27 protein-coding genes are annotated in these 22994 nt (G+C 32.2%); 20 read left to right on the top strand and 7 right to left on the bottom strand.

What is annotated here, in order from left to right; translation table 11 throughout:
• The first annotated feature begins 167 nt into the window (after window positions 1-167).
• The 11 genes from CN692_RS22420 to CN692_RS22365 all read left to right on the top strand — a co-directional run bounded on the left by CN692_RS22420 (window position 168) and on the right by CN692_RS22365 (window position 9233).
• A complete protein-coding gene (locus CN692_RS22420; protein ID WP_098121347.1) occupies window positions 168-440 on the top strand; it encodes a hypothetical protein in 273 nt (90 codons plus the stop codon).
• A 369-nt stretch (window positions 441-809) separates the two neighbouring features.
• Window positions 810-1280, top strand: coding sequence for a GNAT family N-acetyltransferase (locus CN692_RS22415; RefSeq protein ID WP_098121346.1), 471 nt, complete (start codon window positions 810-812; stop codon window positions 1278-1280).
• Window positions 1281-1614: 334 nt separating this feature from the next.
• Entirely contained in the window at window positions 1615-2862 is a 1248-nt protein-coding gene (locus CN692_RS22410; RefSeq protein ID WP_098121345.1) for an MDR family MFS transporter, read from the top strand.
• A 93-nt stretch (window positions 2863-2955) separates the two neighbouring features.
• Window positions 2956-3204: a hypothetical protein gene (locus CN692_RS22405; RefSeq protein ID WP_098121344.1), complete on the top strand. Its 249-nt coding sequence runs from the start codon at window positions 2956-2958 to the stop codon at window positions 3202-3204.
• A gap of 134 nt (window positions 3205-3338) precedes the next feature.
• Window positions 3339-3650 (top strand): hypothetical protein, encoded by a 312-nt coding sequence (locus CN692_RS22400; RefSeq protein ID WP_098121343.1) that lies wholly within the window; start codon window positions 3339-3341, stop codon window positions 3648-3650.
• 85 nt (window positions 3651-3735) lie between these two features.
• On the top strand, window positions 3736-4173 hold the full coding sequence (locus tag CN692_RS22395) for a BrxA/BrxB family bacilliredoxin (RefSeq protein ID WP_098121342.1): 438 nt from the start codon (window positions 3736-3738) through the stop codon (window positions 4171-4173).
• Window positions 4174-4602: 429 nt separating this feature from the next.
• Window positions 4603-5094, top strand: coding sequence for an NUDIX hydrolase (locus CN692_RS22385; protein WP_257131672.1), 492 nt, complete (start codon window positions 4603-4605; stop codon window positions 5092-5094).
• A 454-nt stretch (window positions 5095-5548) separates the two neighbouring features.
• Complete coding sequence (locus tag CN692_RS22380; protein ID WP_098121340.1) at window positions 5549-6304, top strand: transporter substrate-binding domain-containing protein; 756 nt, start codon at window positions 5549-5551, stop codon at window positions 6302-6304.
• A gap of 136 nt (window positions 6305-6440) precedes the next feature.
• On the top strand, window positions 6441-7781 hold the full coding sequence (locus CN692_RS22375; RefSeq protein ID WP_098121339.1) for an aspartate aminotransferase family protein: 1341 nt from the start codon (window positions 6441-6443) through the stop codon (window positions 7779-7781).
• Between the two features lie 77 nt (window positions 7782-7858).
• Window positions 7859-8518, top strand: a complete 660-nt coding sequence (locus CN692_RS22370; protein WP_098121338.1) for an amino acid ABC transporter permease — start codon at window positions 7859-7861, stop codon at window positions 8516-8518.
• On the top strand, window positions 8511-9233 hold the full coding sequence (locus CN692_RS22365) for an amino acid ABC transporter ATP-binding protein (protein WP_098121337.1): 723 nt from the start codon (window positions 8511-8513) through the stop codon (window positions 9231-9233). The genes CN692_RS22370 and CN692_RS22365 overlap by 8 nt, the downstream gene beginning before the upstream one ends.
• A 186-nt stretch (window positions 9234-9419) precedes the next feature.
• On the opposite strand, the gene CN692_RS22360 is transcribed toward CN692_RS22365, so the two are convergent.
• The gene (locus CN692_RS22360) at window positions 9420-9944 is read right to left on the bottom strand and encodes an acyl-CoA thioesterase (RefSeq protein WP_098121336.1); all 525 of its coding nucleotides are present in this window, start codon (window positions 9942-9944) and stop codon (window positions 9420-9422) included.
• A gap of 234 nt (window positions 9945-10178) precedes the next feature.
• Between CN692_RS22360 and CN692_RS22355 the strand changes: the two genes are divergently transcribed.
• Both CN692_RS22355 and CN692_RS22350 read left to right on the top strand, forming a co-directional pair.
• Window positions 10179-11144, top strand: coding sequence for an aromatic acid exporter family protein (locus tag CN692_RS22355; protein ID WP_098121335.1), 966 nt, complete (start codon window positions 10179-10181; stop codon window positions 11142-11144).
• A 15-nt stretch (window positions 11145-11159) separates the two neighbouring features.
• A complete protein-coding gene (locus CN692_RS22350; RefSeq protein WP_098121334.1) occupies window positions 11160-11666 on the top strand; it encodes a L,D-transpeptidase in 507 nt (168 codons plus the stop codon).
• Window positions 11667-11760: 94 nt separating this feature from the next.
• On the opposite strand, the gene prli42 is transcribed toward CN692_RS22350, so the two are convergent.
• Window positions 11761-11853, bottom strand: a complete 93-nt coding sequence (gene prli42 / locus CN692_RS26320) for a stressosome-associated protein Prli42 (RefSeq protein ID WP_172443946.1) — start codon at window positions 11851-11853, stop codon at window positions 11761-11763.
• A gap of 124 nt (window positions 11854-11977) precedes the next feature.
• On the opposite strand from prli42, the gene mce reads away from it, so the two are divergent.
• From mce to CN692_RS22335, 3 genes are read left to right on the top strand one after another with little or no spacing between them, the layout of a single operon-like run.
• Window positions 11978-12385 (top strand): methylmalonyl-CoA epimerase, encoded by a 408-nt coding sequence (gene mce / locus CN692_RS22345; RefSeq protein ID WP_179874520.1) that lies wholly within the window; start codon window positions 11978-11980, stop codon window positions 12383-12385.
• Window positions 12385-13926, top strand: a complete 1542-nt coding sequence (locus CN692_RS22340; RefSeq protein WP_441296714.1) for an acyl-CoA carboxylase subunit beta — start codon at window positions 12385-12387, stop codon at window positions 13924-13926. Before mce ends, CN692_RS22340 begins: the two co-directional genes overlap by 1 nt.
• Window positions 13927-13965: 39 nt before the next feature.
• Complete coding sequence (locus tag CN692_RS22335; protein ID WP_098121331.1) at window positions 13966-15084, top strand: M20/M25/M40 family metallo-hydrolase; 1119 nt, start codon at window positions 13966-13968, stop codon at window positions 15082-15084.
• An 838-nt stretch (window positions 15085-15922) separates the two neighbouring features.
• On the opposite strand, the gene CN692_RS22330 is transcribed toward CN692_RS22335, so the two are convergent.
• On the bottom strand, window positions 15923-16519 hold the full coding sequence (locus CN692_RS22330; protein WP_098121330.1) for a DedA family protein: 597 nt from the start codon (window positions 16517-16519) through the stop codon (window positions 15923-15925).
• Between the two features lie 194 nt (window positions 16520-16713).
• Here CN692_RS22330 and CN692_RS22325 point away from each other — a divergent pair, with 194 nt between their 5' ends.
• From CN692_RS22325 to CN692_RS22315, 3 genes are all read left to right on the top strand, one after another.
• On the top strand, window positions 16714-17391 hold the full coding sequence (locus CN692_RS22325; protein ID WP_098121329.1) for an alpha/beta hydrolase: 678 nt from the start codon (window positions 16714-16716) through the stop codon (window positions 17389-17391).
• 17 nt (window positions 17392-17408) lie between these two features.
• Window positions 17409-17603: a DNA-directed RNA polymerase subunit alpha C-terminal domain-containing protein gene (locus CN692_RS22320; RefSeq protein WP_098121328.1), complete on the top strand. Its 195-nt coding sequence runs from the start codon at window positions 17409-17411 to the stop codon at window positions 17601-17603.
• Between the two features lie 171 nt (window positions 17604-17774).
• Window positions 17775-19115: a glycosyltransferase family 2 protein gene (locus CN692_RS22315; protein ID WP_373604969.1), complete on the top strand. Its 1341-nt coding sequence runs from the start codon at window positions 17775-17777 to the stop codon at window positions 19113-19115.
• 186 nt (window positions 19116-19301) lie between these two features.
• Here CN692_RS22315 and CN692_RS22310 read toward each other — a convergent pair whose 3' ends face one another.
• The 3 genes from CN692_RS22310 to CN692_RS22300 form a co-directional block, all read right to left on the bottom strand.
• Window positions 19302-19703 (bottom strand): thiol-disulfide oxidoreductase DCC family protein, encoded by a 402-nt coding sequence (locus CN692_RS22310; protein WP_098121327.1) that lies wholly within the window; start codon window positions 19701-19703, stop codon window positions 19302-19304.
• A 16-nt stretch (window positions 19704-19719) separates the two neighbouring features.
• Window positions 19720-20076, bottom strand: coding sequence for a globin domain-containing protein (locus CN692_RS22305; RefSeq protein ID WP_098121361.1), 357 nt, complete (start codon window positions 20074-20076; stop codon window positions 19720-19722).
• 196 nt (window positions 20077-20272) lie between these two features.
• A complete protein-coding gene (locus tag CN692_RS22300) occupies window positions 20273-20794 on the bottom strand; it encodes a VOC family protein (protein WP_098121326.1) in 522 nt (173 codons plus the stop codon).
• 155 nt (window positions 20795-20949) lie between these two features.
• Between CN692_RS22300 and CN692_RS22295 the strand changes: the two genes are divergently transcribed.
• Complete coding sequence (locus tag CN692_RS22295; protein ID WP_098121325.1) at window positions 20950-22188, top strand: DNA polymerase IV; 1239 nt, start codon at window positions 20950-20952, stop codon at window positions 22186-22188.
• A 75-nt stretch (window positions 22189-22263) separates the two neighbouring features.
• On the opposite strand, the gene CN692_RS22290 is transcribed toward CN692_RS22295, so the two are convergent.
• Window positions 22264-22944 carry an N-acetylmuramoyl-L-alanine amidase family protein gene (locus CN692_RS22290; protein WP_098121324.1) on the bottom strand — a complete coding sequence of 227 codons (681 nt, stop codon included), beginning with the start codon at window positions 22942-22944 and terminating at the stop codon, window positions 22264-22266.
• Between the last annotated feature and the right edge of the window lie 50 nt (window positions 22945-22994).

The raw sequence follows: 22994 nt of genomic DNA, 5'->3' as shown, positions 1-22994 counted from the left end.
AATCTCTTTTTTTATTTTGATTGGTGTTGAGGTGTGGTGTAGTACAGTGAAACTGCAATTAAGTGTGTGATAGGTGCAAAAAGGCGTGTGATAAGTGCAAATAAGAGAAGAGTAACTGGAATAGAGGGTGAAGTGCAAATAAGAATGTGATAGGTGCAAATAAGCGTGTGATAAGTGCAAATAAGAGAAGAGAAACTGCAAATAAAAGTGGAACTGCAAATAAAATGGGGAAAACTGCAAATAAATTTGGCAAAACTGCAATTAAAAATAGAGAATCTGCAATTAAATTTAACAAAACTGCAATTAAATTTAACAAAACTGCAAATAAATTAACTAAAATAGCTAATAAGATAGTAAATACCCACACGGATAAGGTAAAAAGGCATGATTATTGTTCAAAACTAGCCGTTTCTAATGAAAAAATATCAAATTTGCTTTAATAATTACTAAAAAAAGAAGAAATCTTTTAATATTCTTTATAAATAAGCAGATGAGAACAATCTTAAATAAAAAGCACAATCATTTATCCCTACATCTACACTATTTATTAACATAGCCATAATAAAATCCCCCAATAGTAGACTGCCTATCCATTTTATCAGATAGGCTTTTTCGTGTGTCTCCTACAAGCGGATAATATCAAATTAAACATTATTTTTTCTAATTTTTAATTATAACTGAATTTTAATTTAAAATAAGGTGGCAGTCAGTCAGTTACCCTACAGTATAGGATGGAATATGTTTCGAGTTCTATGATAAAATTAAATAATCATACTAATCTGAAATTAATAAAAATAGGGGTGGATTTTATGCTAGTCGAGAAAGAGGGCTATTTTATATCAACTAATAAAGAATTATTAAACAGAGAGGTTATTTATGATTTTTTAGACAAGGATTCATATTGGGCAAACGAAATTCCATTTGAATATATAGAGCGGTTTATTAAAGGTTCATTCTGCTTTGGTGTCTATAAGGGGAATCCAGAAGAAAATGAACCAAACCAAGTAGGCTTTGCAAGAGTCGTAACTGATGGGGTAACATTCGCCTACCTCGCGGATGTATTTATTCTACCTGATCATCGTAAAAAAGGTTTATCTAAGTGGCTAATGGAACAAATCATGAATGATGAAAATGTATCAACAGTTCGAACATTTATGTTAGGAACGAGAGATGCACATGACTTATATCGTAAATATGGTTTTGAAGTCATTGATAATAGTAAAAATAGATTTATGGCAATTTTAAAAGACAATTTATATAAGAAAATGAAAAGTAAATAATAAGAACGAGGTTGTAGGTTAGAAAATCATATTTTTTAGTTTACTAAAATGTTATTTTCTAACCTTAATCCTTTCCTTTTATCTTGCCGGCCTCTCACAGTTCCTAATTACTTTAAGTTTCTCTGACCTAGCCTCTAGACTTCTCTTATTCGATCTATCTCTGCATCTCTTTGGAATAGTCCTTCACTAAAATTTAGTAATCCTTTGGTTAAATGCTTCTCTTTATTCCCTAAACTTCCCTTTCGTTGTCTACGGACTAATCGCTTTACAAAGTGTAATATTTGTAAGATAATTTACAAATATGTGACATCTTAGAGAAATAGGGGGGGATAAGATGTTTAAAAATTTATCTGCCGTACATCCTGTTGCTTGGAATATCGTTATCGGAACTTTGTTCGTTAGATTTGCTAGCACAGTAAGTATGCCGTTTTTAGCTATTTATTTAACTTCAGTTAAACATATCTCACCTGCAATGGTTGGGCTTATGTTAACAGTTTCATCGTTTTTAGGGGTGTTTTTCAGCTTCATAGGAGGAACTCTTTCTGATCGTATTGGGAGGAAAACTATTTTACTATCGAGTATTTTCTTATGGTCTATTACGTTAGTTGGTTTTGGGCTAGGCGATTCGTTTATATGGTTTTTTGTACTGAATTCGATCTTAAATATTTGCTCATCATTTTTCGAACCTTCTTCAAGGGCGTTGCTTTCTGACATAACCGATGAGAAATCAAAACTGTTAGTCTTTAATTTGCGCTATGCTGCAATAAATGTTGGGGTAGCAGTAGGTCCTTTAGTTGGTTTATATCTTGGAAGTTCTAAGAGTACATTACCATTTGTATTATCTGGAATTGTGTACTTTTTTTATGGGCTAACATTATTATACATGTTGTCAAAACATAAAATCGGAGAAGTTAATTCAGCGCCAACTAATAAAGTTTCGATGAAGGCGTCGTTTTCAATTTTACGCAAGGATATTATCTTTGCTTTAACGATTGTTACAATTTGTTTTTATGGCCTTGGTTATTCACAAAGCTTTTCTACAATGTCACAATATTTTGCGAATGCACCACAGTTTCATAATGGGATTAAATTATACGCGTATTTAACAACAATCAATGCAGTTACTGTAGTAATACTTCAGTTTCCAATTGTAAGTAGAATGAAGAATTTTTCACCTACTGTATCAATGATGATCGGAAATATCATCGTTAGTCTAGCGGTTGCTGGGTTCGGTTTATTTACTAATTTTTTCTTATTAGCAATCGTTATGATTATTTTAACAGTAGGAGAAATCTTTGCTTTTACATTTACAGATGTATTTGTAGACCAACTTGCTCCAGAAGATTTAAAGGGAACTTATTTTGGCGCAATGGGATTCTCAAAACTAGGATTTGTTTTCGGTCCTGCGCTAGGGGGAAGTTTATTAGCTTACTTCGGATATGAAAAGGGCGGACATGGTTTTGTTATAATTAGTGCAATTGCTTTTCTAAGTTTTCCAATGATGTTTTTTGTAAATCGTCTTTTTCAAAAAAGGAAAGAAGTCGAGATTCAATCGGAAACGAAGTTAACAGTTAATTCTTAAAGAACGCTAAAAGCGTTCTTTTTTATATCTTATAAAATATCCATTTATTTCCAATTGTTAATGTGATACATTTTTATAAGAAGGGGGAGTTTTATGAATAAATATGGTTGGCTTTCGATTATGATGGTTGGAATCAGCATAATTCTATCTTTTTTTATGAGAGAACACACTAAATACCCTGGCATATTCCTTATCTTTTTTTGTATCCTGTCACTGATTGGAGTGATTTTTGCATTCCTCTCGAAAAAACTAACAAATATCATTCTTGGTACGTTTTTAAATATCGTAGCATTTATTTCCTTTTTCTTATTAGTATTGGCATTTGGTATTAGTGAAAAGTAGATAAGGTTTGATAAATCCGAATTTAATCGATCTATAGTGATTTCTTTCTAGTTAGAGTTTTTTCATACTAAAAAAGTATGTGTTAGATCACTTCCTCATATATTTGTATAAACAAATGATATGGAGGGAGAGAGATGGACGAACTTCTTTTTGATCAGCTGAAATTAGTAAGTTGGGACTGTATAATTTTAGAAGGTGCTAGTGAACAAGAAGAAGAGCTTATGAAAAATGTATTATCCTCATTACATTCAATTGGATTAAAAAATAAAATTGATGCAAAAATATTATTTATTGCAGGTGATGTGGAGAAGATTAATCAATTTGAAAATAATAATCCATATGTAACAGTTATTCGTGTCGTTGAAGAAGTTAATGATAGTTATCAATATGCAATATCTACTTTAGCTCATTTGCCAATTATTATTGATGAGTTAGTAAATGAATGAAAATATAATAGTAGCAGGTTTAAAAGCTTGAATTAATAGTCTCTAAATTGGTAAGATGAAAAAAAGCACGTAAGGAGTAGATGAAATGAATATGAATTTTAACTTTTTTATGAATGATGTTGTCCATACTGCACGTCAAGAAATCGTAGCGGCTGGTTATGCAGAATTAAAAACACCTGAGGAAGTCGAGCAAGCATTAGGAAAGAAAGGCACAACACTAGTAATGGTGAATTCTGTATGTGGTTGTGCAGGTGGTATTGCTCGTCCTGCAGCAGCACATTCAGTACATTATGATGCAAGACCTGATCAATTAGTTACCGTGTTTGCAGGGCAAGATAAAGAAGCCACTTCAAAAGCACGTGAATATTTTACTGGAAAAGCTCCTTCTTCTCCGTCATTTGCATTATTAAAAGATGGTGAGCTTGTTGCAATGGTTGAACGTCATGAAATTGAAGGACATGATCCAATGCAAGTTGTTCAAAAACTTCAAACTTATTTTGAACAATACTGCGAGGAAATTTAATTAAGTTTAAAAAAGTACAAAAATTTATNNATAAATTTTTGTACTTTTTTTGTACATAATATTATTATGTAAACTAAAGTATAACTGGTAATTTCAGTTAATTATTTTATAAATAAAATAAAAGATAAAAAAGAAGGAAATTACGGCTAGTGAGCATGTGAAAATTAAAAGCTTTAAAGCATCTTTATATGCTGACTCGTCATACTTTACTCGAAATGCGAAGGACTCCAATCTATGCTTTTTTGATTTTCTATATTGATTTAAATCGATAATATTTGATTGATCCACAACACACCTCTCCTTTATTGTATATATATTATTTAAATTTTAAAATATTCTAAAAAATTAGTAAAGTTGTTTAATGCCCAAATTAATAGCAAATTATGCCATAATTAATGGAATAAAGTAGACTAATGGATTGAAAGGAACGTGTACATTTTGAAATATACTTTATGCTTTATTAAACGAGAAAATGAACTTTTAATGTTAAATAGAGTAAACGCTCCAACAATGGGAATTTGGAATGGTGTTGGTGGAAAAATAGAAAAAGGTGAAACAATTGAAAGGTCTGTACAAAGAGAAATTGCTGAGGAAACCGGGATCCAGATTGAAATGAATCAATTAACTTATAAAGGTAAAGTAACCTGGCATGAAGAAGATGTGGATTTTGGTGGTATGTATGTATTTCTTGCTGAAGTTCCGAGCGATTTACAATATGATACACCTATTAAAACGAATGAAGGAATTTTAGATTGGAAAAAAATTGAGTGGGTAGTAAATGATAAAAATCAAGGTGTTGGGGAGTGTATCCCATATTTTCTTCCTATACTATTGGATGACGAGAGAGTTCATCACTATTCCTTTTATTATAAGGGGAATAAAGTTGTTGATGTAGTGATTGAAGAAGGGATTTTAATATAATAAAATAATTTATAAATGAATAATGTAATCATTTTAGCGGAAATACCATTCAAAATATGGTATTTTTTTTATGAATAAGTGAGAAAACGCTTAAATTTGGGGGAATTTAAACATTTTGTAGATGAAAATGTAGAGATTCGCGAGATTTGTCGAAAACTTTTTTGAAAAATCAGAAAAGTGTACAAGTAACTGACTTATTCATTGAGTTGAATAAATATATAATTATAATGAATTTTAATAAAAAATATTTTTATATAATATCCTTGTAAAATTAAGGTTTATAGAGATTTTTTGTCGAAATACCGAAAAATATGGTTGCATATTTATTAGTATGTGTTAAAATTCATTTTATGAAATAATTATTCATTCGAAAAAAATAGTTGTTTAATAGAATTTTAATAAAGATAATAGAAATAAGATATTTGAATTTTTCAAAAATTAGGGGGAAAACATCATGAAAAAAATAGTCGGAGTTTTAGCTGCATCAGCATTATCAATTGGAATGTTATCTGCTTGTAACAAGTCAGATGATAAAACCTTAATCTTAGGAACGAGCGCGGATTATAAGCCTTATGAATTTATTGACACACAAAATGATAAAATTGTCGGTTTTGATGTTGATTTAGCGAAAGCGATCGGTAAGAAAACTGGTTACACAGTTAAAGTAAAAGATATTGATTTTACCTCATTAATTACTGCTATGAATGCAGATAAAGTAGATTTCATTATGGCAGGTATGAAAAAGACGCCCGAGCGTGCTAAAAATGCAGATTTCACTGCACCATACTTTACGGACCAAAATGAAGTAGTTATAAATAAAGATTCAAATATTAAAAGTGTTAGTGATTTAAAAGGGAAAACAGTTGGTGTACAAGCTGGTTCGATTCAAGAAACAAAAGCAATTGAAGTTGCTAAAAAAGTTGGATTTAAAGTTGAAAACCGTAATCGTATTCCTGAAATGGTAGAAGAATTAAAAGCTGGAAGATTTGATGCAGTAATTATCGAACAATCTGTTGCAAGCGGCTATCTTAATAAATTAACTGAAATGCAAGGTCTTATGATGCAAGATTTCTTTGAACAGTCTGGTTCAGCAGTAGCTCTTCCAAAAGGTAGTAAATTAACACCTAAATTTGATAAAGCTCTTACTGAATTAAAGAAAGATGGAACTGTCGATAAATTAATAAAAAAATGGTTCGGAGAAATGAAGTAAGACTAGGGTAAGCTACTAGAAACAATAAGTGCTTAGCAAGAGATTTAAGAGATTAAAAGATTAAAATCTAAATTTTAGGGTATTTGAAAATATAGAAAATGTTTAGTTTTTGTTGTAATAAGGGGAGGAATTATTGATGGAGAAAGATTGGAGTCACTTATTGGAAAAAATGCCTTTACGTCTTGCACCGAGCATGGCAAAGGATCATCCTAACTTACCGGTAGTCAAAGAAGAGGGTTGTTACTATTATGGTGTTGATGGTAAACAGTACTTAGATTTTACTTCTGGTATTGCTACTACAAATGTTGGACATCGTCATCCTAAAGTGGTGCAAGCAATTAAAGATGGAGCGGATTCTTTAGCTCATGGCCCTTCTGGGGTAATTATATACGAATCGATTTTAAAACTTGCAGATGAGTTGGCTGAAATTCTTCCTGGTAACTTAGATACTTTCTTTTTTGGAAATAGTGGAACAGAAGCAATTGAAGGAGCTATTAAACTAGCAAAACATGCTACTAAACGTCCATATATTGTTTCATTTATTGGTTGTTTCCATGGCCGTTCTATGGGGGCATTAAGTGTAACTACTTCAAAAAGTAAGTATCGAAAATTTTTACAACCATCAGGTTCCTATCAAATACCTTATGCAAATGTTTCAGAATGTCCTGAAGGTTATGATGAAGAACAATATGTAGTTGAACAATTAGAAAAAGATTTTAAACGTTTATTTAATCACCAAGTAACTCCAGAAGAAGTTGCTGCAGTAATTGTAGAGCCTGTTCTTGGAGAAGGTGGATATATTGTACCTCCTAAAGCTTGGTTAAAGAAAATTCGTGAGATCTGTGATCAAAATAATATTTTATTAATATTTGATGAGGTTCAAACTGGATTTGGACGTACAGGTGATTGGTTTGCTGCACATACTTTTGATGTGACACCAGATATTATGGCGATTGCAAAAGGTATTGCTAATGGTATTCCATTAAGTGCAACTGTAGCATCAAATGAACTAATGAAACTTTGGCCACTTGGTAGTCATGGTACAACATTTGGAGGAAATCCAATAGCTTGTACAGCTGCACTTGCTGTTTTAGAAATTATTAAAGAAGAAAAGTTATTAGATAATACGAAAGAAGTTGGAGCATACGCAGTTGAAAAACTGAATGAATTAAAAGAAAAACACCCTGTAATTGGAAGTATTCGTTCAATCGGTTTAATGATCGGTATTGAAATCATTAATCCTGCTACAAACGAACCAGATGGTGATGGATTATTTAAAATTCTTGATCTTGCTTTGGAAAAAGGTGTTTTATTCTATTTCTGTGGTAACAACAGTGAAGTTATTCGTATGATCCCACCTTTAACAGTTACGAAGAATCAAATCGATGATGGGTTAGCAATCTTAGATGAAGCATTAACAGAATATGAGCAATCCATTGGATATGAAATATACGAAACAAAGGGCATTGGTTTCTAAACCAGTGCTCTTTATCTAAACAGATATTGTCGAAAATATTTTGAAATTTTAAGTCAATCGTAAAGGAGTACTACAATATGAATTTAGATTTTTCACAAATTGTTCCTTCTATGCCATATATATTGGCCGGACTAAAATTAACACTACTTGTAGTTAGCTGTTCAATTTTATTAGGTCTAATTTTAGCAATATTACTAGCATTAATGAAAATTAGCCGTGCAAAATGGTTAGTTGTCATAGCTGATTTTTATACATCAATTTTTCGCGGGACGCCGATGGTTTTGCAATTAATGATCATTTATTATGGATTGCCACAATTAGTTGGTTTCGATATCGAGAAGTTTCCAGCAGCGGTTTTAGCTTTTGGATTAAATTCCGGAGCTTATGTTTCAGAAATTATTCGTGCAGGTATTTTAGCAGTTGATAAAGGACAACAAGAAGCTGCTTCTGCACTAGGAATACCTTATCGTAAAATGATGTCAAAAATTATTTTACCGCAAGCATTCAAAAATATTTTACCAGCATTGATGAATGAGTTTATTACTTTAACGAAAGAATCAGCTATGGTTACTGTAATTGGTGCATCTGATTTAATGCGAAGAGCATTTTTAGTCGGTGGAGAGACTTACTCATTTATGGAGCCACTTATTTTTGTAGCCGGAATCTACTATATTATAATTATGTTATTGTCACTTCTAGGTAAATCTATTGAAAGGAAGATGCGTACAAATGATTAAAATTACGAATTTAAATAAAAGCTTTGGTAATGTTCATGTATTAAAAGGTATTAATACGATCATCGAGCAAGGATCTGTTGTAGCTGTAATTGGGCCGTCTGGTTCTGGTAAATCTACTTTTTTACGTTGTATGAATTTATTAGAAACACCATCGAATGGTGAAATTTGGATGGATGAAATTGAAATTACAAATCCAAAAAGTAATATTATGAAAATACGTGAAGATGTAGGCATGGTATTTCAACATTTTCATTTGTTCCCGCATATGACAGTTCTAGAAAATATAACGTATGCTCCAATCAATGTAAAAGGTATGAGCAAAGCTGAGGCAGATGAGAAAGCCAAAAAGCTTTTAGATAAAGTAGGTCTTCTTGAGAAAGCAAATGTTTATCCGCCTCAACTATCAGGTGGACAAAAGCAACGTGTTGCAATTGCAAGAGCACTTGCGATGGAACCAAAAGTAATGTTATTTGACGAGCCAACTTCAGCATTAGACCCAGAGATGGTAAAAGAAGTACTTGAAGTAATGAAATCTTTAGCTCACACTGGTATGACAATGGTAATCGTTACACATGAAATGGGATTTGCAAAGGAAGTAGCAGATCGAATTTTATTCTTAGACGAAGGAAATCTAGTTGAAGATTCAACTCCAAGTGAACTATTCACAAGACCAAAAACTGCTCGTGCAAAATTATTTCTTGAAAAAGTATTATAATTTTATTCATAAAGAAGAAACTGAAGATAAAATTTTCAGTTTCTTTTTTTACATTAAGAGAGTATAAATTGGCAACGGTAAAGAAAAGTCGACGAGAGATGCCAATTTTAGGTATAAGTGCAACTACCCCTCTATCTTCGCCTGAAGGCTCGCCAATCGGTGAGTTTTTTTTATGTAATTTAGACCTTAATCATTATTTTGTTTTAATTTTAAAGGCTTTGTAGAGATGATTGTTTCAATGTTTTTACTTATTAATTTATTATTTTTACGATTTTCAATTCGTGCCTTTGCAATCTCAGCTAGTTCTCGTTCTTCGTCGGTTTCAAGAATGATTGTTGGAACTGGTACGGTCTTATTATCTTTCATACCGACAAATGTTAAAAATGAAGTAGCAGCAACTCGACGATTACTAGTAATTAAGTTTTCTGCAATTGCTTTTACAAAAATGACAATTGATGATGTACCAGTAACAACAACAAATGCCTCATAAGAAATACAGTCCTCTTCGGTTACTGGATGCAAAAAGTCTACATGATCAATTGAAGCAGTGACACATTTTAACCTCGAATGTTTAGCAGCTGTAATAGAAGAAATCATATCCATGTCAGCAAGAATCTTTCCACCAAAAAGCGTTTGGTGATTGTTTAAATCAGTAGGGAAAACCCGAACAGTTAAAGTTGAACGTGATTCATGACAATATTTAGAACTCATAAATTCACACCTTTTTTTGAATTAGTATTAAAGAAAAGGATTAGAAAATCCCCTAGTTTTCAAAAGCACTACTACTTTTTATAATAGTGCTCTTTTTCATTTTCTTAGAATTCCTAACTTTTACATTCCTAATCCATTTCCAAAAATAAAATAGTTAAGATAATATCTTCCCGTCCGACATGCCATTAATGAATCAATTACGATATTAAGTAAAACAATAGTAACGGTGATGTTATGTACAGAATTGGTTCAAGGATTGTGAAAACTGCATTGGGGAGTGCTGCAGCAATTTTTATAGCACAAACTGTTGGGATTCATTTTTATGGGTCAGCAGGAACAATAACAATATTATGTATTCAACCAACTAAAAAACGTTCATTAGATACAGCTTGGAGAAGGTTTACTGCATGCGTGCTCATCATACTTTTTTGTATTTTTTTCTTTCATATTTTTGGATACACACCGCTAGCAATCGGATTATTACTATTATTTTTCATTCCATTTCTAGTAGCGCTTCGAATTCAAGAAGGTGTTCTTACTAGTACAGTCATTATGCTTCATCTTTATGGATTAAAAAAAATAACGATTCCAATCATATTAGATGAGTTAACTGTTATTGTAATAGGAATTGGAGTAGCCTTACTTTGTAATTTATATATGCCTAGTTTAGACGATCAAGTAAAAAGCTTTAAAGTTAAAATAGACTCTAAATTTTGTTTTATTTTCGAGAAGATTTCTATTTTTTTAAAAGAGCCATCTAATAAGTGTTTTTTAGAAGAATATGATGAAACAGTAAAATTACTACAAGAAGCGAAAAAAATTTCTAAATTAGAAATAGACAACCATTATTTTAAATCGTCGAATGACGAGGATTACGAATACTTTTTATTAAGAGAAAGACAGCTTGCTGCTATTCATCGCATAATTGAAACAGTTTGCAGCATTAAAGTAAGTAATGAGCAATCGATCATTTTGTCAAAGTTTTTTAATGATCTAAGCTTTTCGATAAACCCAACTATAAGTGGAGTTATTTGTTTGCATCAGTTAGAAGAAATCTATCATATGTTTCGGGCTATGCCTCTACCACAAACTGCTGATGATTTTGAAACAAGAGCAGCGGTTTTAACAATCATCAATGAAATGGAAAGTTTTTTAATTATGAAGTCAAAGTTTAAAGGGAAATATTCAACCTTAGCTTGAAGGGAGTAGATTGGTTTGCTTAAATTAGTTCTGGCACTATTATTAGTAGTCGGTCCTGTTTGGCCACTTGGCCAAAATCCACAAGTGGGTGAGCCATTTATTATTATTAATAAGGAAGTAAATAATTTAGCATACGTAGAAGACGGTAAAATACAAGGAATCTATAAAATTGCTACTGGGAAAACGGCAGATTTAACGCCAGAAGGTATATTTAATATTACATATAAAGCGAAAAATCCTTATTGGCGCAAAAAGAATATTCCAGGAGGGGATCCAAAAAATCCGCTTGGCTCTAGGTGGATTGGTTTTGATGCGTTAGGAACGGATGGATCAATTTATGGAATACATGGAAATAATAATCCCTCAACGATTGGAAAGTATATATCAAATGGATGTGTAAGGATGTACACAAATGATGTAAATGAGCTTTATGATAAAATTCCTTATGGAACAAAAGTTTATATAACAACATCATCAAATTCGTTTGAACAATTAGCTCGTGAACAAGGAGCGATCAAATAATAAAGAGGATTCATCAGTTAGATTTCAAAATCTTGTTGATGAATCCTCTTTTCCATTGTATTTGTCAAATAGTTATAGTCTCTACGCCAGTTCTTTATAGTAAAGAAGCGATACCTGCAAGTAAAGTAGTAGCAAGCATTGAAATTAACATAATCATCACGACTATTTTTTGTGTTTTTTTTCTCATGTGATTACCACCTTAAATTAAGAATTACATTTGATTAATAATTATTTATAAGATTAATACAAGTCTTGTCCTATTTTAGCATATGTATGTAATAAAAGCATCGGTTAAAAGGAGAGGTCAAGAAATGTTCACAAATATAGATCATATGGCAATTTGTGTGAAAGATTTAAACGAGAGCATAAAAAAATATGAAAATGAATTAGGATTAGCTTATTCTTATCGTGAAATAGTAAACGACCAAGGAGTAGAAATTGCATTCTTTGAATCAAAGAAAATTAATATTGAATTAATCCAACCACTTACTACAATTAACCCTGTACATAAATACATTGAAAAAAAGGGTGAAGGTTTGCATCATATTGCTTTTCAAGTTGATGATATTGAAAAATCATTAAATGAACTTAAAAAACGTCAATTTAGTTTAATTAACCACTCACCTCGTAATGGAACAAATGGTTCAAAAGCTATTTTTATACACCCTAAACAATTTGGCATGTTAATCGAAATTGTTCAAAACAAGGGGGAAGTATAATGAGTAAATATGATGATCTATATAGACTGTATGAAAAAAAATCTGAAATAGAGCAAGGCGGAGGATTTGAACGGATCGAAAAACAGCATGAACGTGGAAAATTTACGGCTCGAGAAAGAATAGATCTGTTATTAGATGAAGGTAGCTTTGTTGAGTTATATAGTTTTGTAGAGCATCGTTGTACAGATTTTGGAATGGATGAGCAATCGGGAGCATGTGATGGGGTCGTAACGGGCTATGGAACGATAAATGATCGAACGGTATTTGTATTTTCTCAAGACTTCACAGTATTTGGTGGGGCTTTAGGAGAAATGCATGCAAAAAAAATTAGTCAAATAATGGACATGGCAGTAAAGTGTAAGGCTCCTATAATTGGTTTAAACGATTCAGGTGGCGCAAGAATTCAAGAAGGTGTACTTTCTTTGGATGGTTATGGACATGTTTTTTATCGCAATACGATCTATTCCGGTGTAGTACCACAAATCTCAGTTATAATGGGCCCTTGTGCAGGGGGAGCGGTTTATTCTCCTGCAATAACTGATTTTGTCATAATGGTTAATGGAAGTAGCCAAATGTTTATAACTGGACCAAAGGTAATTGAAAGTGTAACGGGTGAAAAAATTTCTGCAGAAGATTTAGGTGGAGCGAAAGTACATAATGAAATTAGTGGTAATGCACATTTTCATGCAAAGACGGAAGAAGAGGCACTAAATGTAGTTAGAAACCTATTGGATTATTTACCTTCACATTGGGAAGAAAAAGCGCCTATTAAAATGAAGAATGACAAAGAGATTGATGATTTAATGGAATTAATACCTGATGAGAGTAGTCGGCCGTATGACGTGAAAAAAATAGTCGAAATGATTGTAGATGAAGATTCTTTTTTGGAGGTACATCAAGGCTTTGCAAAAAATTTAGTTGTTGGGTTTGCTAGGTTAAATGGTGAAGTATTAGGATTAGTTTGTAATCAGCCCAAGTTTATGGCAGGAGGACTAGATTTACATTCTGCCGATAAAGGAGCAAGATTTATTCGTTTTTGTGATAGTTTTAATATACCGATTGTAACTTTTGTTGATGTTACAGGGTTTTTCCCTGGTGTAAAACAGGAGCATGGAGGTATAATAAGGCATGGCGCAAAGCTTTTATACGCATATTCTGAAGCAACAGTTCCAAAGGTTACAGTCATTACAAGGAAAGCTTTTGGTGGGGCATACGTTGCTTTAAATAGTAAATCGATTGGAGCAGATTTAGTATTTGCTTGGCCAAACGCTGAAATTGCTGTAATGGGTGCTGCCGGAGCTGTCAATATACTATATGGAAAAGAAATTGCTCAAAGTAATCATCCTGATGAGATCAGATCGGAGTGGATGGATCTTTATAAAGAGAAATTTTCAAATCCATATGTAGCTGCAAAATATGGACTAGTCGATGAGATTATTGATCCAAAGATGACTAGAAAAAAGCTAATTCAATCTTTAGAAATACTAAAAAACAAAAATGAAAAGCGTCCAGCTAAAAAACATGGTAATATACCTTTGTAGACATTTTTTTACATATACAATATGGAGGCATGACTGAAAATGATTAATGAACAACGTATAGTCGATGAATTTTTAGAATTAGTACAAGTAGACTCTGAAACTAAGTATGAAGCTGAAATTGCAAAGGTTTTAAAACAAAAATTAGAAGCCCTTGGAATGAATGTTTTTGAAGACGACACAATGGGTGTTACAGGTCACGGTGCTGGAAATATTGTTGCTACAATTCCTGCTACTAAAGAAGGAGTAGACGGTATTTTCTTCTCTTGTCACATGGACACAGTAACTCCAGGTAAAGGAATTAAACCATCAATTAAAGATGGATACATCGTTACAGATGGTACAACTATTCTTGGAGCTGATGATAAAGCTGGTATCGCAGCATTTTTAGAAGCAGCTAAACAGATTAAAGAACAAAATATTGAACATGGTGAAATTCAATTCATTATCTCAGTTGGTGAAGAATCTGGATTACATGGTGCAAAAGCAATGGATCCAAAATTAATCACTACTAAATTCGGATATGCATTAGATAGCGATGAAGAAGTAGGTAATATCATCGTAGCAGCTCCAACTCAAGCAAAAGTTATTGCTACTATTTATGGTAAAACAGCTCATGCTGGTGTAGCACCTGAAAAAGGCGTATCAGCGATTACGATTGCTTCTAAAGCAATTGCTAGAATGCCTCTTGGTCGTATCGACGAAGAAACGACTGCAAATATCGGACGTTTCGAAGGTGGAAGTGCAACAAACATCGTTTGCGATAAAGTGAGCATCTTAGCTGAAGCTCGTTCATTAATCGGTGAAAAAATGGAAGCTCAAGTAGCTAAAATGAAAGCAGCATTTGAAGAAGCAGCTACTGAAATGGGTGGACGCGCTGAAGTAGAAGTACAAATTATGTATCCTGGATTTAAATTTGGTGAAGGAGATCACGTGGTTGAAGTTGCAAAACGCGCAGCAGAAAAAATCGGACGTACTCCTGCATTACAACAAAGTGGTGGTGGATCTGATGCTAACGTATTCGCAGGTCACGGTTTCCCAATCGTAAACTTAGCAATCGGTTATGAAGAAATCCACACAACTAACGAAAGAATGCCAATTAAAGAACTAGTAAAAACAGCTGAAATGGTTATTGCAATCGTTGAAGAAGTTGCAAAATAATATATAAAAATGAAAAAGACGAAACACTTTTGTGTTTCGTCTTTTTAGTATATTGAAATATAAAATTGACAACTAAGCGTGGCTAAATTAAAAGAGCATGTTGATGATAATGCTATAATTTGAGCTAATCATTAAATTTGCTCTGTAAAAGTAGATTGTAAATTTATTCAATAAGTTGGAGAAGTAAAATTTAATACAAAAAAAATCAAATTTCCCCAATACAATACTAAATATTTATAAGCTAATCTTTGAAGAATTATGAAATGAAATAGAGGGAGAAAAATCAAATTAATTTAACGAGGAATTTCCTAAAAAGTAGTTTAAGTTGTTTTATCTTTATCTATTTATATTGTTGGGTTTATAGCCCTTTCTCCGATTATAATACTGTTGCATTAATAAGTATTTTTATGGTAGTAATTGGGATTTTACTTTCAATAACCAGTAATCTAATAAAGAGTAAAAATTAGTAGAATATATGCAACTTTCGCATGTTTGGCATGAGTTTTACTTTAGCTGTCTACATTAGGTAAACTTTTTTTGGGGGTACAAGAATAATTTCATTTAATTTGAAGAAGTTGATTGGAATGGAAGGATTCTCGACTCCTATGGGATAAGCGGGAAGGCTGAGACCCCACAGGCTTGCCGAGGAGGCTCAGGTCTCGCCCCATGGAAAGCGAGAATCCTGTAGTGGAAATCAACAACATACAGATTCCTTTACCACATATTGTTAAGTAATTGACAGATTCTTTTTCAAAAACGTGAGAAAGACGAAAAACTTATGTGTCTCGTCTTTTTTAATACAACATTCTATTCTTAAAGCTCTAATCCTATTTAATCCTTAATTTGGACTTAATCGCTTCCTCCATACAAAATAGAAAATAGCTGCGATTAATAAAGCAGATGGAAAAATCACTAAACTATACCTTGCAAAAATAGAAGCTACTTTATCCCATTCTTCTCCAAAAATTTTCCCTAATGTAATAAAAGTGAATCCCCAAAGGATTGCACCGACAAATGCATACATAGAAAACTTTTTATAAGAATATTTATTAATGGCTGCAAAATATGCAGTCAAATGTCTTACCCCAGGAATAAAAAAACCTATTATCAGTATATATGGTCCAAATTTTGCAAATAAACTTTTAGTGAATTCAATTTTTTTCTCAGTAATATGTACTTTCGGACCATATTTATTTAATAATGGTAAACCAAACATATATCCTAGTAAGTAACTTAAAGAAATACCACAAATGATCCCAATAATGGCACATGCTATTGATGGTATATAGGATAGTCTACCTTGAAACACATTATAACCTATGTATATTAAAAGTATTTCATCTGGTAAGGGTAAACCAATAATTCCTCCTATTAATGCTAAAATAATGCCTAAATAACCATAGTGATTTATTAATCCGTTTAAATGATGAACCATTGATTTAATACACATCCTCGTTTTTTTCCGCGTGAAGTAGTTAGGCTAATTAATTTGATTAAGATAATATCATTTTGTACAAACAAAAGTATTTTATAGCATTTTCATAAATTAGGCAATTCAAAATTCAAATAATTTTGTTATTATTAAAAGGATTTAATAGTAATCGGAAAAAATTAAAATTAGGTGGAAAAATGATTAATTTTTATGAAATTTGCCCAAATCACTTTAGTAGAAATAAAACGATTGTTATGTTTCACGGCTGGTGTTCAACAATTGAATCTCAAATAAATTTAGGGAATGAATTATCAACACTTGGATTTAAAGTGGTTATTCCAGAAATTAAATATCATGATACGAGACAAGCACTAAACAACCATTTTGACCAAAAGGTTTTACAATCATATTTTTGGAAAACGATTTTTTATACAATTAATGAAGAAAATGAACTAATGAATACCCTTAATTTAAAGAAAGAAGAAACAATACTCTTTGGAAGCTCAATGGGTGGGTTTATTGCTAGCGGCATATTTTTTTCAAATACGAGCTATGCGGGATTAATAAATATTAATGGATCAAGTTCATTCGTTTTTTCTGAGAAGGATTTTTGTAACAAAGCTGGAAGAAGTATTGAAGAGAATTACTTGGCAACGATTGAAAAATATGATCCGAAATTTTCAGGGAATGTCAATAATAAGCCAATTCTTTTCTTGCATGGCGATAAGGACAGGGTAATATCAATTGATGGTCAAATTGATTTTGTAGCTTCAAACAATCATGATATACAGTTTTTAAAATATAAAGATGTAAATCATACAATTACAAATCGTATGAAAACTGATTTAATCAATCGGCTAGATAAAAGTTTTTAAATAATTGGAGGTATATGATGAATGACAATTCTCTACCAAAGGGATTATCACAGCCAGCAATAAGAGCTTTAACTGCAGCAGGGTACTTAAGTTTAGAGCAATTTACAAAATTAAGTGAGTCTGAAGTATTAAAATTACACGGTATGGGCCCGAAAGGAATCAAGGCGATTAAGAATGCTTTAGAAGAGAAAGGCTTAACATTTAAAAATTAAAATCTTATTTTTTAGAACTGATTAATTTTCAGTTCTTTTTTATTTTATCTAATGAATTATTGCGAAGTATCTTTACCATAAGTTGCTAAGGAAATCGAAAGTGTTATTGTGATAAAATAATTTTTATCGGCTTGAAAGCAGAATTTAATTTTATAAAAAGGGGGGAGACTATTGAAAGCTAACTTGTCTCCTATTCACAAAAAGGGCACTCGATATTATTTAACAATAAACAAGAAATTTTGGATTAGCCATGTCGTATCATTAATGTGGTTAATTTTTTCGATTTATCTTTCAATTCCTTGGTTAGATGATTTATCAGACGTTGTTACCCTTCCCGTTGCAATCATTATTATAGGTGGTATTGCTTATATTCCGGGCTATATGAGCACTTTTTTAGTAATAAGTTTACTACTCGATAAACAACCTAATTTTAAAAATGAATTTCCTACGGATTCGGTTACAGTATTAGTCGCGGCTTATAATGAAGAAGGAGCTATTTTTAATACGTTAAAATATATTTCAGATCAAGATTATACTGGTCAAATAAACGTTATCGTAATAAATAATAATTCAACAGATAAAACAGATCGTGAAGTAATAAGAGCACAAAAAGAGTTAAAATCAAATATTACTTTAATCCATGAATCTAAGCCGGGTAAGTTTAATGCACTGAATAAGGGGTTAGATTATGTAAAAACGCCTTATGTTATTACTTTAGATGCAGATACATTAATTCATCCCTCAGCGATCAGATATTTAGTTTCTAGGATGAAAAGTAGTCCTTCTGATGTTTGTGCGGTTGCTGGTTCTATGCTAGTTCGTAATAGCCGTGAAACATTTTGGACTAAAATTCAGGAATGGGATTACTTCTTAGGAATTGCTTCAATTAAAAGACTGCAAGGATTGTATCAAGGAACACTTGTTGCTCAAGGGGCATTTAGTTTATATAGAACTGATTGCGTAAAGGAAGTTAATGGGTGGCCAGATGCGATTGGAGAAGATATCGTTTTAACTTGGAGACTTTTACAGAAAAAATGGAAGGTTTATTTTGAACCGTTAGCAGTAGCATTCACTGATGCACCGACAACGTTTGGTCACTTTGCTAAACAAAGATCAAGATGGGCTAGAGGTATGGTTGAAGGGCTGATCGAAATCAAACCTTGGCAGCAACCGCAAGTTTATACAAAGTATTTAACTGGAATTAATCTAATGATGCTTTACTTGGATTTAGTTTACACTTTATGTTGGATACCTGGATTGATTTTAGCCTTTTTTGGTATTAATTTATTAGTCGGTCCAATGACACTATTAGTTCTTCCGTTAACATTCGTGAGCTACTCAATCCTTTATTTTTACCAACGAAATTACGTTTTCCGCAATTTAAATTTAAGAATAAGAAATAATCGTATCGGATTTTTATTCTTCCTATTATTTTATCAAATGATTATGTCACCAGTTTCACTTTATGGTTATATTCAGGAATTTTTTAAATTAAAGCGTGTTTGGGAATAAAAAACTTATATATAAAGCGAAGGGGACCTCTAAAGTAAAAGTACTTTCAGAGGTCCCCTTTTGTTTTTATACATTAAGAAAATACAAATTGGCGGCGGATAAGAAAAAACGACGTAGTTTCCAATTTTAAAAATTAAGTATAAGTGCAACTACCTGCCTAAAAGCTCGCCAATTGGCGAGTTTTCTTTATTCTAAAAAAAATCGATCACGAATTTCTTTAGACGGAATCATACAGGTTTCATTTTTACCAAAAAATTTATAGCGATTTTTAGCAATAAGTCGATAGAAGAAATCACGGATTGGTTTAGGAATCATTATAAACATAAAGCATAATTTTGGCCAACCGTCTAAATGTTTCGCAATCCTAAGTGCTGCTGAAGATTCATATTTAATTTTTCCATTTTGTATTAGAATAATTGAATCAATCGAACTAAGTTCAGGATGATCTATAATAATCTTTTCTCCAAATGAGGATTGTAATGCAGCAAAATGAAAATAACCTTTACGGTCATGTTTTATTATGAACTGAACAGCGCCATTACATAAAATACATTCTCCATCAAATAAAATTACCGGCTTTTCGATCATATTAATCCCCTACTTATTATTCTTGGTTAACCATATGGTAAGCAACATTTCTCAGATGTTGCAATAATGGATCTTTAATTTCTTCGTCTAAATCTACATCTCCCATAGCTTTTGCCATACAATCCAACCAGTCATGAGCTAATTCAATTGTAATTGGAAACGGTAAATGACGAGCGCGCATTCTTGGATGACCTCGTTCCATACTATAATATTGTGGACCGCCTAAAAATTGTGTTAAAAATAGTTTTTGTTTTCGTGCTGTTTCTTCCCAGTCACCTGGAAATATAGGTGATAATCTTTCGTGTTTAGACACATAAGAATAAAAAGTATCAACTAGTTCTTCCAATTTTTCTTTCCCTATATATTCATACATTGTTTGATTTTGATTAGTCAAAAGATAATACCTCCATTTATTTCAAAAAATACAGTATAGATAGGTTTATTTTATCTCTTTTTAGACTTTATGAGAAGTAAATAGAGCAGGTACAAAGTGGAAAAAGGTTAGGTTGGGGTATGATTATGAAGAAAAGTTGGCTCAAAGGAATTGATTAATTTGTTAAACCCCTTTTCTAAATAGAAGAGGGGCTGTCACTTTCATATGCATTTATTAATTCATTTAAATTAATTTTAGTTTTCGTTTGGAGAACTGCTTTCATCACACGTTCAGATTTTTCAGGATTAGGGTCATTTAATAATTGTGGTAAAATAGAAGGGACAATTTGCCATGAAACGCCGAATTGATCCTTTAACCAACCACATACTTGTGCGTTTTTGTCTCCGTCTTTAGAAAGTTTATCCCAATAATAATCGATCTCTTCTTGAGAATCACAATGGACGATGAAAGAGATTGCTTCAGTAAATTTAAAATGTGGACCTCCATTTAATGCAACAAAGTCTAAACCTTCTAAACTAAATTGGATCGTCATTACAGCTCCCTGTTCCATCTCGCTTGGGTCGTGTCTTTCCTTGCCGTAACGGGTAATTCTTCCTGTTTTTGAATTCTTAAAAATTGAAGTGTAATAATTTACAGCTGCCTCAGCCTGTGTATCAAACCATAAATTCGTTGAGATTTTTTGAATTTTACTTTGCATAGCTTTTCTCCTTTATTACCAAAAACGTTATAATAATTAGAAATTAGTTTTAAAATTTGACTACAAACTTTACTAGTTTTCCCTTTTAAGGAACACTAATTCAAATAATAGGAAATATAACAAATTGATATTATACTAGCATAGGAGGTGTAGCAATGAATCAATGGGCGCCAAAGAGCGGTAGAGTTATTTTACATGTTGATATGAATTCATTTTTTGCTTCGGTTGAAATAGCAAATGATCCATCATTAAAAGGTAAACCGGTAGTTGTAGCCGGAAATGAAAAAGAGCGCAGGGGTATTATCGTAACTGCAAGCTATGAAGCTCGAGCTTTTGGAATTCGTGCAACAATGCCATTATGGGAAGCGCGAAAAAAATGTCCTGAGATGATTGTGAAAACTCCAAATTTTGAAGCTTATCGAAAGGTCTCAAGGCAAATATTTGAAAAATTAGGTGCAATAAGTCCTAAAATTGAAGTAGCATCAATTGATGAAGGTTATATTGATATAACTGATTGTGATGAGTTGCTAGGTCATCCAATTGAAATAGCTGAAATGATTCAGTTAATGTTGTTAGAAGATCTAGATATGCCATGTAGTATCGGGATTGCTCCAAATAAATTTCTAGCAAAAACTGCTTCAGATATGAAAAAACCACTTGGAATTACTGTTCTTCGAAAAAGAGATGTTCCTACTATTTTATGGCCCAGAAAAGTAGGAGATATGCATGGCGTTGGTAAGAAAACGGAAGAAAAATTAAATGAAATTGGCATTATGACAATAGAAGATTTGGCAAAAAGTAACGAAAAGCAAATCCAAGATTTACTAGGCGTAAACGGTAAATCATTAAGAAATAAGGCAAATGGAATAGATGAGAGAGAAGTCGACCCTAGTCGTATGCTTTCACATAAGACAATTGGTCAATCAACGACATTTTCATTTGATGTATTTGAAGAACCGATGATTGTAGAGAAATTTGAAGCACTTTCCAACCGTGTTGCTGAACGCTTAATTAAGAAAGGTTTAGTTGCAGACACAGTAACAATTACTCTTCGTTTCAGTGATCGAAAAACAATTAACCGGAGTAAAACACTTTCGACGCCTGTGCAACAAGGTAATGAAATATTTAAAGAAGCATTTGACCTTTGGAAAAGAAACTGGAATGGAGAAGCATTACGTTTAATCGGAGTAACTGCATCTCAATTAAATCCAAAAGATGAAGTATCAAAGCAATTGGATCTATTTTCTTTTGAAAAGGATGCAAAACAAGAACCATTATTTGAAGCATTACATAAATTGCAAGATAAATATGGTGAACAAGTTATTAGTTTAGGTAGACATAAAAAGAAAATTGACACAAATAATATATTAGATATATTGAAATCTACTGAGTAAAAAACCATTTTTGGTGTGTATTTTTAATAAAAAAAGACGGTCTAGAAGCTTGACCGTCTTTTTTTATTAAATTTTTTAAACTTTTTCAATGAGTATTTTGCTTGCTGTTGGAAGATATTGTGCTACTGCATTTAGTACATTTTGATCATCTTGATAAGCTCCGACTTGTACTCCGTCGACGATTACTCTATGCATCTCAGAATTAGACTTAGCTGTTAAATTAAATGCTTTTACCAATCCATTTACATGCCCTTGGGCTACTTTTTGACGCCAATTTGGGTCTTTTAGTTTAGCTGCATCACTTGCATTATCAATGAATCCATTTTCAGTCAAAATTGATGGCATATTTGATTCACGTAATACATGAAAATTAGCTTTCTTCTTACCGCGATCAACTAAACCATTTACCTTTACAATTTCTGGATGTAAAACGTTTTGATATTGAGCTGAAGAAGACGTATCAGACAAACCATCGTATATATAATCCTCGTAACCAGACGCTGATGTATTAAATGAATTGATATGAACCGATAAAAAGTAGTCAGCACCCCATGAGTTTGCATCGTTAGTGCGTTCTGCTAAAGAACGGTCAGTATCAGTAGATCTACTCATTCTAACGACTACATCATTATAGTTGTTCAATAAATCTCTAATTCTTAATGCGATATCTAAAGTTAGGTCTTTTTCCTTTAATCCATTGCCGACTGCACCTGAATCAGTGCCACCATGACCTGGATCTAAATAAAGTTTTAACATTATTCTAATCCCCTCCTTATATTAAACTATTCAAAGTGCTTTCCATTGAA

The organism is Bacillus sp. AFS002410, from assembly GCF_002556365.1.
GTDB lineage: Bacteria > Bacillota > Bacilli > Bacillales > Bacillaceae_G > Gottfriedia.
Note: the sequence above shows the minus strand (reverse complement) of the source record. Positions and strands in the feature narration are given on the sequence as shown.